General features: G+C 37.2%; 13 protein-coding genes. 8 read left to right on the top strand and 5 right to left on the bottom strand.

Annotated elements, in window-relative coordinates:
- Window positions 1-582: 582 nt before the first annotated feature.
- The 7 genes from sbnA to ACH8JV_RS13090 all read left to right on the top strand — a co-directional run bounded on the left by sbnA (window position 583) and on the right by ACH8JV_RS13090 (window position 12,221).
- Window positions 583-1,587, top strand: coding sequence for a 2,3-diaminopropionate biosynthesis protein SbnA (sbnA, locus tag ACH8JV_RS13120; protein WP_304403483.1), 1,005 nt, complete (start codon window positions 583-585; stop codon window positions 1,585-1,587).
- Window positions 1,588-1,608: 21 nt separating this feature from the next.
- On the top strand, window positions 1,609-2,622 hold the full coding sequence (gene sbnB, locus ACH8JV_RS13115; protein WP_002115662.1) for a 2,3-diaminopropionate biosynthesis protein SbnB: 1,014 nt from the start codon (window positions 1,609-1,611) through the stop codon (window positions 2,620-2,622).
- Window positions 2,623-2,693: 71 nt separating this feature from the next.
- Window positions 2,694-4,334: an IucA/IucC family protein gene (locus tag ACH8JV_RS13110; protein WP_396521757.1), complete on the top strand. Its 1,641-nt coding sequence runs from the start codon at window positions 2,694-2,696 to the stop codon at window positions 4,332-4,334.
- Between the two features lie 3 nt (window positions 4,335-4,337).
- The gene (locus ACH8JV_RS13105) at window positions 4,338-5,543 is read left to right on the top strand and encodes an MFS transporter (protein WP_396521702.1); all 1,206 of its coding nucleotides are present in this window, start codon (window positions 4,338-4,340) and stop codon (window positions 5,541-5,543) included.
- On the top strand, window positions 5,540-9,067 hold the full coding sequence (locus tag ACH8JV_RS13100) for an IucA/IucC family protein (RefSeq protein ID WP_396521700.1): 3,528 nt from the start codon (window positions 5,540-5,542) through the stop codon (window positions 9,065-9,067). The genes ACH8JV_RS13105 and ACH8JV_RS13100 overlap by 4 nt, the downstream gene beginning before the upstream one ends.
- Window positions 9,060-9,833, top strand: coding sequence for an HpcH/HpaI aldolase/citrate lyase family protein (locus tag ACH8JV_RS13095; protein ID WP_396521698.1), 774 nt, complete (start codon window positions 9,060-9,062; stop codon window positions 9,831-9,833). The genes ACH8JV_RS13100 and ACH8JV_RS13095 overlap by 8 nt, the downstream gene beginning before the upstream one ends.
- A 153-nt stretch (window positions 9,834-9,986) precedes the next feature.
- Window positions 9,987-12,221, top strand: coding sequence for a TonB-dependent receptor (locus ACH8JV_RS13090; RefSeq protein WP_396521696.1), 2,235 nt, complete (start codon window positions 9,987-9,989; stop codon window positions 12,219-12,221).
- A gap of 65 nt (window positions 12,222-12,286) precedes the next feature.
- Here the strand turns inward: ACH8JV_RS13090 and ACH8JV_RS13085 are convergent, their stop codons facing one another.
- Window positions 12,287-12,841, bottom strand: a complete 555-nt coding sequence (locus ACH8JV_RS13085; protein WP_396521694.1) for a TetR/AcrR family transcriptional regulator — start codon at window positions 12,839-12,841, stop codon at window positions 12,287-12,289.
- 677 nt (window positions 12,842-13,518) lie between these two features.
- Between ACH8JV_RS13085 and ACH8JV_RS13080 the strand changes: the two genes are divergently transcribed.
- On the top strand, window positions 13,519-14,016 hold the full coding sequence (locus ACH8JV_RS13080; RefSeq protein WP_396521692.1) for a hypothetical protein: 498 nt from the start codon (window positions 13,519-13,521) through the stop codon (window positions 14,014-14,016).
- A 163-nt stretch (window positions 14,017-14,179) separates the two neighbouring features.
- Here the strand turns inward: ACH8JV_RS13080 and ACH8JV_RS13075 are convergent, their stop codons facing one another.
- The 4 genes from ACH8JV_RS13075 to ACH8JV_RS13060 form a co-directional block, all read right to left on the bottom strand.
- Window positions 14,180-14,638: a hypothetical protein gene (locus ACH8JV_RS13075; RefSeq protein ID WP_396521690.1), complete on the bottom strand. Its 459-nt coding sequence runs from the start codon at window positions 14,636-14,638 to the stop codon at window positions 14,180-14,182.
- 432 nt (window positions 14,639-15,070) lie between these two features.
- The gene (locus ACH8JV_RS13070; protein WP_396521688.1) at window positions 15,071-15,490 is read right to left on the bottom strand and encodes an NF045616 family extracytoplasmic (lipo)protein; all 420 of its coding nucleotides are present in this window, start codon (window positions 15,488-15,490) and stop codon (window positions 15,071-15,073) included.
- A gap of 11 nt (window positions 15,491-15,501) precedes the next feature.
- The gene (locus ACH8JV_RS13065) at window positions 15,502-15,906 is read right to left on the bottom strand and encodes an NF045616 family extracytoplasmic (lipo)protein (protein WP_396521686.1); all 405 of its coding nucleotides are present in this window, start codon (window positions 15,904-15,906) and stop codon (window positions 15,502-15,504) included.
- Window positions 15,907-15,938: 32 nt separating this feature from the next.
- Window positions 15,939-16,289: NF045616 family extracytoplasmic (lipo)protein (locus tag ACH8JV_RS13060; RefSeq protein ID WP_396521684.1), on the bottom strand; the 351-nt coding region annotated here is incomplete at its 5' end.

Below are 16,289 nucleotides of genomic sequence, written 5' to 3'. Positions count from 1 at the left end.
TTTCAATAATTTTAAAGTGTTCGAGTGTTATAGATTAAGGCTTGTTTACATATGTCGTCATAAATACAACACGTCTATAATACTTAATCGCTAAATTAGATTAATTTATGGAAATATGATTCACACAGGCAATAAGTGAATCTTCTTTTTTAAATAAAACTGTTCCATTCAACACGGCTCTAGCTTCTTAGCTCCTTCATAAGGAGTGCTCGTTTTATCAAATTACAGCTTTTTTGTTTCAATAAACTTCCCTTTGAATGGCGAGTTTTGAGTAAAAAAACTTTCTCCATAAATTATTTACCTTTATTTTTTGTCAATTAACTCATTTTTTCACTGTGATCAATTTTTATAAAATAGTAAGTTTCTGCCTATCTGCTTATATTTAAAAACTTTACTAATTTAAGCTTTTGTAAAATATACATTTTATTATTCAAAGTATTAGAACAAAAAAATTAGTGAAAATTCCTATAACTCCCCCTGCTTTTGCTTTACAAACCGCAACAATCTTGGAATAAATCGTAATAATAATTTAATTAATAATAATTATCATTTACAACACATAAAAACCTGAGAAGATCTGCCATGATCCATGAAAATATTCTCGAATGCATAGGTAAAACGCCACTATTACAACTATCAAGGCTATTCACGCATCAATCAGTCTCAGTGATTGCGAAAATGGAATTGTTAAACCCAGGAGGAAGTATTAAAGACCGTCCAGCATTATTCATGCTACAGGAAGGTCTGAAATCTGGAGTGATTAATAAAGATAGTCATATTGTTGAAAGTTCGTCAGGGAACTTAGCTATTGCTCTTGCAATGGCTTGCAAAATATATGGATTAAAATTTACTGCCGTTATTGACCCCAAAATTGCCTCAGCAAACCTACAAATGCTGAAGCTTTACAAAGCCAACATCGAAATGGTCTCTGAAAAAGACCAAAACGGTGGTTATTTAAAAACCCGAATTGACACCGTAAAACGTCTCTGCCAACAACTGCCAAATGCCGTCTGGATTAATCAATATGCCAATCCAAACAACTGGAAAAGCCATTACTTTGGTGAAGCAGAAGAAATCCTAAATCAAATTGATCGCAAGATTGATTACCTCGTGATTGGAGCAAGTACCTCCGGCACAATTATGGGCGTGTCTCGTCGCCTTAAAGAAAAGTTCCCAGAATTAAAAGTCATCGCAGTCGATATTGTCGGCTCTGTGCTGTTTGGTGGCACATCTGGTCCACGCGAAATTCCCGGTATTGGGGCAAGTACTGTCCCACCGCTACTCTCCCCCGATGAAATTGATGATGTCATTTATGTAGATGACTATGAGTCGGCACTCGGTTGCAGAGAACTTCTTGAACACGAAGGAATCTTTGCTGGCGGCTCAAGTGGCTCATCAATTTCAGCCATCAAAAAACTGATTCCAACCATTCCAGAAGGTTCATGCGTCTTAACGCTGTTGCCCGATCGCGGCGACCGTTATCTAGATCTGGTTTATGAAGATGAATGGTTCGAAATGATCAAGAAGCGTCACTTCAATCGAAACGTACGACGCCAAGAAAACCTTACTTTACAAAATGTTGTTTAACTTTCTCCTTAGGAAATATTCATGAGCAATTTGGCTACCCTTCGCTATTTAAGTCAATCAGATTTATTAAATCTTGGCGCAAATCATAGTAATTCATTTATTGAAGCGATTACTGAAGGTTTAACCCTGCATGCAAATAAACAGTTTGTACAACCCTTAAAACCGTACCTTCGCTGGCAAGGTGCAGACCATATTGCTGACCGTATTATCGCTATGCCGTGTTATTTAGGTGGTAATGACCCAATTGCTGGAATTAAGTGGATTGGTTCAAGACAACATAACCCTAAAAAATTCAATATTCCGCGTGCCAGCGCACTGATTGTTTTAAATGACTCAGAAACAAACTATCCGGTTGCAGTGATGGAAGGCAGCTTAATTAGTGCCATGCGAACTGCTGCTATTACAGGCGTTTCGATTAAGTATTTAGCGAAAAAAGACTTTTCAGATATTACCGTGATTGGCTGTGGTCCAATTGCACAAATGCAGATTAAGACGGTACTTGAGCAATACGCTCAAGTAAAAAAAATCCATTTATTTGATGTGAACCCTGAAGCGGCTGAAAAACTCAAAGCGTTGTTCTTATCAGAATATCCGAATCTAGAAATTGAAATTCATGACAGTGCTAAGTCTGCCATTCAGCAAGCAGATGTCCTCATTACCTGTACCGTTTCAGATAAACCTTACATTCCATTTGAATGGCTAAAAAAAGGCTGCTTTGTTTCAAACATTTCAATTATGGATATTGAACCTGAAGTCTTCTTAAAAGTGGACAAAGTGATTGTAGATGACTGGGACCAATCAAACCGAGAGAAGAAAGTCATCAATGTACTGGTTGAAGATGGCTTATTCAGCCGTGAAAAACTACATGCTGAACTTGGCGACATCATTATTGGTCATAAAAACGGCCGCGAACACGAAGATGAAATCATTTTGCTCAACCCAATGGGCATGGCGATTGATGACATTGTCTGCGCTAAGTGGTTCTTCAATGCCGCACAAGAACAAAACGTTGGCACGGTTCTACCGCTTTTATAAGAATAGGAATAACTAAAATGTTAGATCGGATTTACACAGCACAACTACAAAAAACGATAGATGCCCTCTACATGGAGAATTATGGAGATTTTAGAGATCATATTTCCTATAAAAAGCCTTATTTGGCAATTACTCTCAATGATGAGTTGGAACTCTATTTCAACTGTTTAAAAGTAGATGGTGTAAATCCTTTCTATATGACCCAACCCGAAGTTTTGCTTCATAACCTCTTAAACAATACGACGTCTAAAATTTCTATTTCTGAAGTTTTTAACTATTTAACCCAAGCAACTTGGTGGCCGTCACCACACCAGCAAAAAGCGATTGATTATTGGCTAGACAACTTAGTAACGGCTGAAAAAATTCCTCAAATTTTACAGTCAGCCCTTTCATTTTCTTCGCCTTTAATCAAAAGCGAGTTGCTATCACTGGTAACTGATCGCCCATTTCATCCGTTCGCTCACTCAAAAGGCGAACTTGCATCACTCACAACTCAAAAAGAAATTGAGGTGTATTGGTGGGCATTTAAGAAAGATGACGTGATCAATAATATGGAGTCGATTCCTCACAAAGAGCTTTTGTTATCAGAGGTTGAGGAATGTCTTATTGCTGAAAAAATGGGTGAGCTTTCAGATGACTACATAGCCCTGCCTTTGTTAGAGACTCAACATCGCTATTTAAAGTTTGATGAAAATAAGTACGGCGGAATTGACCTAAACCATGTCACCACAATTGGTTTACCGACTTCTTCTTTAAGAACTCTTATTCACAACACAAACCCTACTCTGCATTTAAAACTTTCAACCAATGCCAAGACATTAGGTGCAATCCGTTCTATGCCAGGTCGTTATTTAATGAATGGACATACGGCTTATGATTTTTTAAATGACGTCATTAATGAAACTGTTTTAATAAAAAATCGCCTCTTTTTAAGTAATGAAACGCATTGGTGGGTGCTGGGTAAACAAGAGCCGATTGTAAAAAATTTAGGGGTAATCGGTTGCCAAGTCCGACATTTACCCAATTTTTGCCAAGATAAAAGCGTTACACCAATCACTATGTCAGCTTTAAGCTGTACCTATGTTGACCCTTGGGAAGCTTTAGGCGTTGAAGGTGACAAATGGTCATTACTAAAAGACTTAAGTGTTCATTTTATTCAAACATTCTTAACCCTTTGGGCAAAAGGCATCATGCCTGAATGCCACGGGCAAAACACTATGGTGTGTTATGAAAATAATAAGTTGAAATGCTTTATTTTACGTGACCACGATACCTTAAGAATATGTACCACAGCCATTGAAGAAAGTGGTTTTACCACTCCGGTTTATACCATTGATACCAGCACACCGAACAATCTTATCTTTACTAAAAATGAAGACTTATTTAATTACTTCATTACTTTAGGGATTCAAATTAACCTCTATCCAATTGCTTTAGCTGCCTTGAAATATACGGATCGTACAGAAAGCGATTTTTGGGAAATGGTTCAAGACATTATTCAAGATTTTGTAGAAACCCAACCCATTTCAGAACACACAAAATCGCAAATTCAAACCTATCTTTTTAACAATAAGACTTGGCCATTCAAACAGCTACTTACGCCTTTACTTGCGCAAGAAAGTGACTCAACAGGCATGCCAAGTAGAATCGGAACCACGCCAAACCCTTATCACAGCTTATCTGTTTCTAGCTATGAGACCATGGATATCTAAATCATGCGCTCATCTCGCCTAGATCATTTCATTATTTTGCTCTGTCAGTTTTTTTCCACTTTTGGGCTTATGGTACTTATTCCAATCATGCCGCTCTATATGGAAAAACTGACGGCGCATATGAGTGCTCCCACTATCTGGGCAGGTTTGGCACTCGCGGCTCCCGCTATTGGCAGCTTATTTACAGCACCGATTGTGGGTCATCTATCCGACACATTCGGCCATAAAAAAGCCTTGTTACTTTCTCTGGCTGGCTTTTGTATTTCAATACTACTCATGGCGAGCGCCCAGCATTTATACCTGTTTATTTTTGCGCGAATTTTACTCGGCTTTTGCGGTCTTTCCGTGATTTTAAATGCCTATGTTTCATATCTTTCCAACGAGCAACAACGAGGCGCTGCTTTTGGGCAACTACAAAGTAGTGTTGCACTCGCTTGCTTATGTGGTCCCGTACTCGGCGGGATATTTATGGATCAATGGCGGGTTGAAGTATTACTTAACGCGACAGCATTTGTTGTGATGACACTCATTGTGATTGCGTCATTTGTATTAACCAATCCCGTTAAAACTGAAGTCTCAAAAACCAAAGAAAAATCTAAGCTTCCAGCTTTCTTTGATAGAACGATTTTTTCATGGTTAAGCGCTGGCATTTTGGTTCAAGCGGGCGGCTTTGGTTTGGTGTCTTGCTTTGTTTTATACATTAGTGAAATAAGCCAAAGCACTCATTCATCGTTATCTGCCGCGAGTTTAACGGGAACCATTCATGCGCTTTCATGGGGAGCCGCCTTTATTGCGGCAACCTATTGGGGAAAACGAAATGATGATAAAGGAGACTCTTTTAATAACTTCGTTTACGCGTCTTTAATTTGCGGTATCACGATTTTCGCATTGAGCTGGGTTTCGAATATTTGGCTAGTTCTTATATTACGACTCATACAAGGCTTTTGCTTTGCAGCCCTGATTCCTTCGATCTTACACACCATTTCTCTAAAAGCTGGCGCTCAAAGCCAAGGAAAAGTGATTGGTATTTCTAACAGTGCCTTTGTCTTAGGACAGCTTATTGGCCCAATCACGATCACGCTCACCTACTCATTTTTCAATATCACCGCTGCATTAATCTGCACCTCACTATTTTTTATCGGTGCGGGATTAGTGGTGATTTTGAACAGATTCTTAATGGATACAATTTTAGAAGAGGCACAAGAATGAACTCAATTATTACAACAGATGCATGGTCTTATAAACTTTTCGAACAGTACCTAAATACTTTCTTTCGTGAGCTTAAAGTGAATCTTGAAGAGCATATTATTCCCTCTCAAGACTCGCCTTTATTCACACTGTATGCAGAGCGCCCAGACACCCTGTATTTTGCTTATACATTTAATGCATCTAACACGACTGTTTATGGTGCAGTTCAGCATCTATCCACCACTGGCTATCACAGATATCAACGTGGTTTTGTTCTGCAAAACTTAAGCGACAATACATTTGACTCACTCACTAACCCTAAACAGTTAGTGAAGCTGATTACAGATGAGTTGAATAGCTTATTTAAAGATAAAAACCAAAATAAAAACCTATACTCCGATATTGCCAATAGTATTGAGAACACAAAATTCTTTTTAGAAAATAAGCCATCTCAAACAGCAACTAAAGCATTAAGTGGTTTTCAGGCTACTGAACAAGGCATGCTATATGGGCACCCTTTTCATGTGACCTCTAAAGCCAATCTAGGTTTTTCTAAAGAAGACATGAAAAAGTATAGCCCTGAGCTAGGCGCAAGTTTCCAACTTCACTACTTTGCGGTTCATTCGTCTTTAATCCAAAAACTGGTCAGTGAAGAACAGCCATCTTACCGTATTGAAGAGGAAGTTTTAGACGCTGCAAAAGACCATTTACAAGATAAATTCACCAATTATGAGCTTATGCCAACCCATCCGTGGCAAGCCAATTTCTTACTTCAACATCCATCTTTAAAGAAATATTTAGATAACCAAGACGTAATCTATCTGGGTGCTTTAGGTCAAACGGTATGGCCGACCTCATCCGTTCGCACGGTGTGGTTACCTCAATCGAACCTATTCTTAAAACTTTCAATTGATGTGCGAATTACCAGTTTCATTCGTAATAACCCAATGGATGAGATGGAACGCGCGATTGATGCGAGCAAAATTATTATTAATCACAAGATTAATGAACAATATCCAGACCTTGTGATTCTGCCGGAGTTAGAGGCGAAAACAGTCAGAATTCCAGAGCTTGAAAGTTCATTTGGCATTATTTATAGAACAGGACTCACACCAGATGTATTAGAAAATACCCGAATGCTAGGCGGCTTGGTTGAAGAAAACGAAAACCATGAAATCCCACTTTTAAGCTTTATCCAACAAGCGGCACCGAATCAAAACTTACAATCGAAAGACGCGAAAGGCTTTATTACTTTTTGGTGGAAACAGTACGTTAAGGTTTCACTCATTCCATTAATTGAGTTGTTTGCAAATAAAGGCATTAGCGTAGAAGCGCACATGCAAAACAGCTTAATGGAATTTAAAAATGGCTATCCGCATCGCCTTATTCTTCGAGACATGGAAGGCATTAGCATTGTTCCAGAAATGATAGAAGACGACTCATCTATTTCTGAAGATAGTACCGTTTGGTTCTCTCAAAAAGATGCTTGGACCTTTTTAAAATATTACCTCGTGATCAATCACATTGCTCATCTCATTAGTGCAATTGCACGCGTTACAGCCATTGAAGAATCTGAACTTTGGCAAGCCACCCGTCTTACCCTCACACAAGAAAACTTTAGCGCTAAAGGCCAGCAGTACCACAACTTATTAATTAATTCACTCACATTACCAATCAAGGCAAATATGTTAAATACGCTCTACCACAGTGGTGGCAATCCTATCTGGATTGAAGTTGAAAACCCTATTTATAAATATCGCGGAGCAGAAGCGCTTTGCCCTCTTCAACCAACACAACAAACCAATTATAAAACCCTCGCGGAAAACCGCGTGATGGGCCAATTACTAGAAGCGCTTATTTTTGAAAATACTTTTAAATACGAGTTTTCTAAAGGTCAGATCAAGTTTTATATTTCCGATACCGTTTTTTATACCTGTGCGGCCAAACGACACTTTAGTTTTAAACGAATTAAGTTAGACCCTTCAAGCTTAGCCCGTTCTGATATTACGTTAGACACTAAAACTCGCCCTAACTTAAAAACACTACTTGCCGACCTAAAAAATATTATTGAAGCTGATCCAGTTAAATGGCAAAACTTTAATGATGAACTCAATTTAACTTACGTTAAACATGCGCAAACTTTAAGCCAAGCACCTGCTCAACCTTTAAGAACTTTGCCTTACCTAGAACAAGAAGCACGAATTACCAATGCGCATTTATATCATCCAAGTTTTAAATCTCGTATCGGCTTCGATTTAAAAGAAAATCAAAAATATGCACCAGAGCTTTCTGAAGGTTTTACGGTTCAATGGGTGGCGACTCATAACAGTTTATGCAAACTGGTTTTAAGTGAGACCATTAACTTAGAACAGCTTTATAAACAGCATTTTTCAGATAAAGATCTACAAACTATTAATGATCAATTGAAAGAGCAAAATGTAGATTTTAAAGATTATATCCTCACCCCAATTCATCCGTGGCAGTGGGATAAAATTATTGAATTATATTATCAAGATGCAATCAGCAACCAACTGATCATCCCGTTAGATGTTGAAGGTCCGATTTATTTACCACAGCAGTCGATTCGGACCTTATCAAATATTAGTGATATCTCGGCGCTTTCTCTCAAATTGGCAATGAACTTGGTCAATACCTCGACCTCTCGTGTATTGGCACCGCATACCGTTCAAAATGCGGCAAGAATGAGTGACTGGCTGTATAACATTGTTGAGCAAGACCATATTTTAGAAAAACAGCGCAAACCTATTATTTTAAGAGAGATTGGCGGTCTTTCAGTGAACCAGCCGATTGCTTTACCTGTTCAATACGGCGCACTCGCCTGCATTTGGCGCGAAAGTATTTACAGCTACTTAAAAGAAGGTGAATCGGCCACACCAGTAACAGGTTTGATGCAACTCGATACGGACCAAAAACCTCTCATTGATGAGTGGATTCAAGAGTACGGTATCGAGTTCTGGTTAGAAAAATTACTCACCAATGCTTATCTACCAATCATGCATATTTTGTGGTGCCACGGCCTCGCTTTAGAGTCACATGCACAAAACATGGTACTGATTCATAAAAATGGCTTACCCGTTAAAGCTGCCTTGAAAGATTTCCACGATGGTATCCGTTTTAGTCGTCATCTTTTACGTGAGCCGAATCTTTTACCTAACTTGCAAGATGCACCTAAAGAACACGCCAAAATTAACCCGAACTCGTTCTTGGAAACCCACTCTCCAAATGAGCTCAGAGACTTTACTCAAGATGCACTTTGGTTTGTAAATCTGGCAGAGTTAGCGATTTTCTTAAATGAACATTATGACTTCGATGAAATCAAATTCTGGACCATGTTAAGAACCATCATTAATCAACATAAAGAAGCTCACCCAGAGTTTAGCGAACGATATGAATTGTTTAACTTTACAGATGACACTATCGATATTGAACAGCTCGCAAGCCGTCGTTTCCTTCCGGAAATTCGCTTAAGAGTACAAACCACACCAAACCCGCTCAGCCTTATTAAGGAAATTGAATATGAATAAGCATTCGATTTCTTTTAAGAAACGAATAGCAAATGGCGAGACGCTCTACGGAATATTTTGTTCCGTAGCTTCTCCGATTAATGTTGAACAACTGGCACTTGCGGGCTACGACTTTATTATTATCGACTTGGAACATACTTTATTTAGTACGTCTCAAGTCGAGACCATGATTTTAGCCGCTAGAGCCATGAGCCTCGATGTATTTATAAGAGTGCCTTTAAACGCTAACCACCTAGTTTTACCTCTGCTCGATGCAGGGGTAACGGGTATTGTGTTTCCGCGCATTGAAAATGCTCAGCAAGCTCAAGAAGCTGTGAAATATTGTCACTATATGCCGCTTGGGCAAAGAGGACTGAATTCGACTAGATTAAATCGATATGGCATGGACGATTTAGCGAGTTTTGTTGAACAGGCTGCAAACGAGACTGTTGTCATTGCCATGATTGAAAGCTTGGAAGGCCTAGAACAACTAGATGAAATATTAAAAGTTGAAGGTATCGATATTATTCTTGAAGGTGCTGCCGACCTTTCTCAATCGATGGGAATGCCGTGGCAAACTAGCCATCCAAAAGTGAAAGAAAAAGTTCAAGAGATGTATTTAAAGACTAAAAATAGCCAAAAACATTTCTGTGCTATTCCTCGACAACCTGAAGATATTGCAGCTTGGAAACAACAATCCGTTCAGCTTTTTGTACTCGGGGATGACCGCAGCATTATCCGACGTGCCCATCAAAACCATCTAAATACCTTTAAAGATATTTCATAACTGTTCACACCTTTTTAGGGGAATAAATTCCTATTCCCCTAATTCATTGAATAAATTTCAAATATATTATTTTAAAGCAATTAATAATATTGTTAATTACAATGATTCTCATTTATAATTCGCTCAATTTAAAATCACTCTCAGGGCGAGACAATGGCAAATAAGAAAAGTAATAAACTTTTTACAAGAAAGTCTGAAGTTAAAAATATCATCCCACTTCTTTCACTTGGTGGAGCCATTATTCTTTCAAACTCAGCATTTGCAGCTTCAACTTCTGATACCACAGAAACAGAAAAAAAGCCTGAAGCCCTTCCTACCATTACCATTACCGCTTCACGTGCAGATGAACTCTCTACCTCTGCTAAGCAAGTCACCAAGCTCGATGAAAAACAAATTGAACTTTTGAAAAATGGATCGTCTGGAAACATTGCGACTGTTTTAGCCAAAGCTGTACCGGGCCTATCGGACTCAAGCCGAACCATTACCGACTATGGTCAAACTTTACGTGGCCGTAATGCGCTTATTTTGGTGGATGGCGTTCCAATGAACCTCACTCGTGATACAGCGAGAGGACTTTCAGCCATTGACCCTGAAAGTATTGCCAACATTGAAGTGATTCGTGGTAGTAACGCAATTTATGGTGGCGGTGCTGCGGGCGGTATTATTTCAATTACTACGAAAGCGGCTGGCGGTGAGCCTACAGCTAAAACGGTCGTTGGGCTACAAACACCACTCACAAATTTCCGTTCTAATGCTTTAAGTGGCGATATTCACCAGTATTTTACGGGCAGTTTCAACGCTTTTGACTATGCGCTCGACTTTGGTTACCAACGTATTGGTAGCCCGTACGATGCAAGTGGTGACCGTGTTGCACCGGAACCAAGTCAGGGCGACCTTTACGACTCAAATGGCTATAGCATCGGCGGTAAGCTGGGTTATCACATTGATGACAACCAATACCTCCAGTTTGCTGCAAACTACTATAATGCCGAGCAAGACTCAGATTATGCATCTGACCCAAGTGTTAAAAAAGCTCCTGCTGGAACTGTGCCAGCCAAAGCCATTAAAGGCTTAAAGCTCAAAGACCAAAATAAAAACGAAAACCAGATCTACAATTTGACCTATAACCATAAAGACTTTTTTGGTAATAAGGTTGATGCTCAAATTTATTACCGCGACTTCTTTACCCGTTTTTCACCGTTTGATGCCCGTGCAAATGCCAACCGTGGTAAACAAGTCGACCAGATTTATCAAGAAAATAATGTACTCGGTAGCCGCTTAACGGTGACCACTCCCCTTGAGTTTTTAGGTGATACATCTTTAGTTTGGGGTGGTGACTTTAGCCGTGAAAAAAGTGAGATGCCTTTAGATATTTTTGATCAAAAAATTTATGATCAATCGGGCGGCTTAGAGTTTGTAAAAATCGGCAAACTGATTTATTTACCTGAACTCACCACGCAAAGTGTCGGTGGTTTTGTACAGCTAAAACACCGCTTTAATGACCAATGGTCAGCAGAAGCTGGTACACGCTATGAAGACAGCTATGCGCAAATTGATAGCTTTGTTCCATTATCACAATTAGGCAAACCTAACCCTTACACGGTTCCGGGCGGAAAAGTAAAAGCTGATGCATGGTTGTACAATGCCAATGTGACTTTCTCACCAAACGACCAGCACTCGATTTATGCGTCGTTTAACCAAGGTTTTCAGTTACCTGATGTCGGTTTAATTATTCGTAATGCTGGTGAAGGTTTTAACCTTGGATCATCATTCTTAGAGCCTGTAAAAGTTGATAACTACGAACTCGGCTGGAAAGGTAACTTTGATAACTTTTCTTCAAGCTTAGCTGTATTCCACTCTACTTCTGACTTGGGTGCTGTTCAATCATTCAATAATGGTTTAGTTCTAGCCCGAACCAAAGAGAAAGTTACTGGGGTTGAAGCAACACTTGATTATCTTGATGATGCAAATGTGTGGGGAACTGGCGGTAGTGTTACGTGGATGAAAGGCCGTGAAAAACCGCAAAACGGTGCTGAACAAGACATGACGGGCTTCCGTATTCCACCATTAAAACTCACAGGTTATATTTCTTATAGCCCAACTGAAACTTGGACAAACCGTCTACAAGCAACTTACTTCGGTTCAGAAGATTACCGTTTAGATGGTAAGAACAGTTTTGGTCGCTACGATGTAAAATCTTATACCACAGCAGATTTAATCAGTAGTTTTGCGCTTAACAAGAAAGACACCATGACCATTGGCCTAGAAAACATGTTTAACCGCAAGTACTACCCGCTTTATAGCCAATTATTAAGAACGAACGATAACACTAGCCATTTAGTTGCAAATGGTATAACGCTTAAAGTGACTTATAGCCATAAGTGGTAAGAACTTTGGTTAGTCCCTAATACAGTAAAAGCCCCAACCTCGGGGCTTTTATTTTTAGAGCATCTCTATAAAAACATCGCTATAAAATATTCGAATTGTTTGTCCCGCTCATCTACATCGTTATGACTGAGCCTTTGAATAATAGTTCCTTCAATAATATGCAGAAGTAGTTTGGCATCATGAAATGAGGCATCCGCTTTTAACGTTCTAAGCTGACTATAGATTTCATTGATTAGCCAAGTTCTATATTTAATGGCGAGTTGATAAGCGTTTGAATATGTATTTTTAGTTTCAAAAATGGTTTTCAATAACAGGTAATACGGCCCTTCCAAGTCTGTATGTAAGTCATATAGTGTTTTGAGTTTGTCTCTCACGTTTGAGTCTTGGTCATATTCCACCATTGCAACGACTTTGTCTTGAAGACGTTGTTTTTGCACAAGTAGGCAGATTTCAATAAACCGCGCTTTGGATTGGAAGTAATGATAAAACGTCATTTTTGTAATTTCAGACTCTTTGATAATTCTATCAACGCCCACTAAGTGAAAGCCGTGATGGTGAAATAAATGAATTGCTTTATTCACAACTTTTAAAGCACGTGTAGAAAGTACTAAAGGTGGCATATTTGTACCGTTTAAAATAATTTTTTGTTGTATATAAAAGAGATAGAAATGCCGTCACTCTTAAATTGAGCGCTAAAAACAGGCATACAAAAGCGGCACAACAAAGGTGTGCTCACCTATCTCGGGTTTATTGTTGCTATGATTTTTGAGTCGTAACGATTCTTAAGACGTAAAGACCTAGAGTCGATTAAACCGATTTATAGACTGTTTAAATGGTATGGGCAGAGAGATTTTGGCGTAGGCCAATAAATGAGAAGAAATAGTACGCATTAGCGAACTCCTTTGGCTATAAAGAAGCTTCACCATATTACTGTCAAATAATGGTGGTGAAACGAGAGAAGGTTGACAGACTGATAGCCAAAAGATCAGCACACCCGAAGGTGTCCCCCTCCCGTTCCACCGCAGAGGGGGCACGCAGGGATGCCCACAAAAAAGAGAGACTTTTTCGTGTGCGTTGGCTATCCGACCTGTCAAAGTCGACTGGCAATGTAGGCCAGCAGGCAAAGGATAGTATTCGCTTTTGTTATCGTCAAGCGTAGGAAATGACAATTGTATTAAAGTAGAGCGGTTGGGGAATAAAATTTATTTATAGGTTTAAGTTATAGTTTAGTTCATTATGAAATTTCTAATATTTTTAGTATGATATATTTTCATTACAAAATAATTAGATTCAACTAATGACATTAAAGACTTTATATATCGAGTTTTATTATGGAGAATATTCAGCTCAAGAAAGGACAGAAAAGATTAATAAATATATTGAAGAAAACGAAGATGTCCATATAGATTTTTTTACCGAATTACTACTACCATTTAATGACTATAATTCTTTATTACTGCGAATCATAAACTTAACAGACCCTATTTTTTCATATAATTGTATTGAAGCAGAAATATTAGCAGCTCGATTTTTTTTAAATATTTTAAATAATTATCAAGAAAACAATCTAAGCCCAGTTCAGCTATGTACTATTTTCAGTAATTTAGAAACAAGTTTTATGGGTGCTCCAAGAGATCTTCCAGATAATATAATTTACTATCCTGCTTGGCTCGAATCTTTCTACGATGCTTGCGATTGGTGCGATGAAACATGGACTTCAGAGAATTCTCCTCACCTAATTGAAGCCACAAAACAGCAAGTCCATATCATAGAAAAATGGCTATTCTTCAAATAGTGATAAGGCATCTTTATTGCTATTTTCTTAACCATTTTTCGACTAATCTTCCATGTCTTTCCAAAAGTTATTCTATGGACACCGGTCTTTGCCAGCTTCCAAAAATTTGATAGAAGACAGAGAACCTTTTTAGTGAACAAAAATATGAAAACTGTAATTCATACTAATTAATGCATTCACGTACAAAGCTTTCTTCGTCACCTTTAGAAGAAAATATATTGTGATCTTTAATACAAAAATTTAATGTTTGAATTACCACCCCGGGCTCATTAAAAAGTCCCTCTCTTGAAATAGAAATATAGTAAGGTTTCTTTTCTTCAATTCCGTTGCTTTTATAATTACCAATAACAATCTCGGCTACTCTTTTTTCAACATTTTTTTGCAAAATTTCCTTATATTCTAAACTATTTTCTTTCTTATCAACCAAGCTTCTTACTTCATACCCATGAACTATTATTCCATCTTTATTTAATAGAAAATGGATATCTGAGTTACTTATATTTACCTTAATTTTATTTTCTTCTTTTTTAGAAAAAAAACCAAATGTGATATAGCATAAATACAAGAAAAATATACCGAAAATAACCAATATTACTTTATTACCAACAGACGAATCTTTCACTTTAATAGTTCCTAGTGTATTTATTTTATTACTTGACGAATTTTTTGTTCATACATAGCAAGAACTTTATCTCTACTCTTACCTACAACATTCTTTCTATTTCTTTCAAGCATATAACTCACATCATAATTATTTTTAACAACCAATAGTCAGCCAAAATTTCAGCCTGTGATTCTAAATTATAGTCTAAAAATCTTTTAGTCGTATTTTTATATTTAACAAACTCAGCAACAGTTGGGCTTTCCCATATAATGTATATATAAGGATCATATTTAAAATTACTAAGAACAGAACAAGCTTGCAAAGAATGGTATTCGCTTGTGTTGTCGTCAAGCGTGTGAAATGACAATCGTATTAAAGTAGAGTGTTTGTGGAAATAGAAAAGCCATTACTGGGTAGGTAATGGCTTGGTATCAAATAGATTTTAAAATTTTAATTACATGTCGTATCTTCTGGACTTACGGCTTTAGCACTTAAAATATTTTTCTTTTTAGATATACAGATTAACTTAGAGAAATTTTTATTAGACTCCAAGTTAACATCATATATCTTTTTATCTTCAAAAACTGAAGCGGGAATAGATAAACAATCTTCTGATTTAATAGGAAATTTTACACCTTTACCTTGATAAGTTTTATCATAAATACTTTCAAATTTTTGGTTCGGCTTATATTCTCCAACAAAGACAATGAAATAATTATCTGGATCAAGATATGTATTTTTATTATCAGTATAGATACATAAATCATTGTTTTTAACAATGGCTTTTAGCTCATGACTAATCGGTTGGGCACATCCAACATTCATTAAAATAGTGCAGATTAAAGCTAGAGATAGTTTCGTTTTATACATAAGTTATCTATCTATTTACATACATCTTTGCCAGCTTCTAAATATTTGAGAGAAGATTGAGAACCTTCTTGTTGAACGCAAATATGAGCACTAAATGAGCTATTTATAGTACTAAGAGTAACTTTATATGGAGTATCCTTTTTTATTTTACTTAAAGGAATATATACACAATTACTTTCTTCTACAGGTAAAATAGTTTTAGCGTAAGCTTTCTCATATTCACTTGTATATTCTTTAGAAAAATCAATTTTTCCTATATGCACAAGAAAATTATCCGTCCCATAGTTCTTAGGTTTATTAGTAAAAATACATAGTTGATCTTTTTTAATTTCAACATTTAAATCTTTACTCTGTTCTTCACAAGCTGATAGCACAAATAAGATAGGTAAAAATATAGCATATATAAGTTTTTTCATAATTTAAAAACTAAATTTATCATAAGATAAATTTACTTAAACCATTCAAATAATCGATCTAAAAAAGTGGTTTTCTTTTCAGAATAATCAAAAGGCTGATTGCTACATTCATAGCCGTCCTTTACTTCCGTCAAGATAATTTTCTTTGAGGATTGATTTACACATATCCTTCTTGCATAAGATTGTTCCATGTCTAAAGTAACATCAAAGGGTATTGCTTTATTAAAATAAGAACTTGGTATAGGGATACAAGAATTCTTATCTATTGGCATTTTGATATTTTTATAAATCTTGCTGTATGTACTTTTATAATTTTGGCCAGAAACAATCCCGCCCATATATAAATATATTTGATTATTATATGGTTTTGTATCTACATCATT

It is taken from the genome of Acinetobacter sp. ABJ_C5_2 (assembly GCF_044538485.1).
Taxonomy (GTDB): domain Bacteria; phylum Pseudomonadota; class Gammaproteobacteria; order Pseudomonadales; family Moraxellaceae; genus Acinetobacter; species Acinetobacter nosocomialis_A.
Note: the sequence above shows the minus strand (reverse complement) of the source record. Positions and strands in the feature narration are given on the sequence as shown.

Excerpts from the sequence above, each read along its gene's own strand:
- ACH8JV_RS13110 (WP_396521757.1), top strand. The coding sequence starts at position 2,694 with ATGGAGAATTATGGAGATTTTAGAGATCATATTTCCTATAAAAAGCCT.
- ACH8JV_RS13085 (WP_396521694.1), bottom strand. The coding sequence starts at position 12,841 with ATGCCACCTTTAGTACTTTCTACACGTGCTTTAAAAGTTGTGAATAAA.
- sbnB (WP_002115662.1), top strand. The coding sequence starts at position 1,609 with ATGAGCAATTTGGCTACCCTTCGCTATTTAAGTCAATCAGATTTATTA.
- ACH8JV_RS13065 (WP_396521686.1), bottom strand. The coding sequence starts at position 15,906 with ATGAAAAAACTTATATATGCTATATTTTTACCTATCTTATTTGTGCTA.
- ACH8JV_RS13105 (WP_396521702.1), top strand. The coding sequence starts at position 4,338 with ATGCGCTCATCTCGCCTAGATCATTTCATTATTTTGCTCTGTCAGTTT.
- ACH8JV_RS13100 (WP_396521700.1), top strand. The coding sequence starts at position 5,540 with ATGAACTCAATTATTACAACAGATGCATGGTCTTATAAACTTTTCGAA.
- sbnA (WP_304403483.1), top strand. The coding sequence starts at position 583 with ATGATCCATGAAAATATTCTCGAATGCATAGGTAAAACGCCACTATTA.
- ACH8JV_RS13090 (WP_396521696.1), top strand. The coding sequence starts at position 9,987 with ATGGCAAATAAGAAAAGTAATAAACTTTTTACAAGAAAGTCTGAAGTT.
- ACH8JV_RS13070 (WP_396521688.1), bottom strand. The coding sequence starts at position 15,490 with ATGTATAAAACGAAACTATCTCTAGCTTTAATCTGCACTATTTTAATG.
- ACH8JV_RS13095 (WP_396521698.1), top strand. The coding sequence starts at position 9,060 with ATGAATAAGCATTCGATTTCTTTTAAGAAACGAATAGCAAATGGCGAG.
- ACH8JV_RS13080 (WP_396521692.1), top strand. The coding sequence starts at position 13,519 with ATGACATTAAAGACTTTATATATCGAGTTTTATTATGGAGAATATTCA.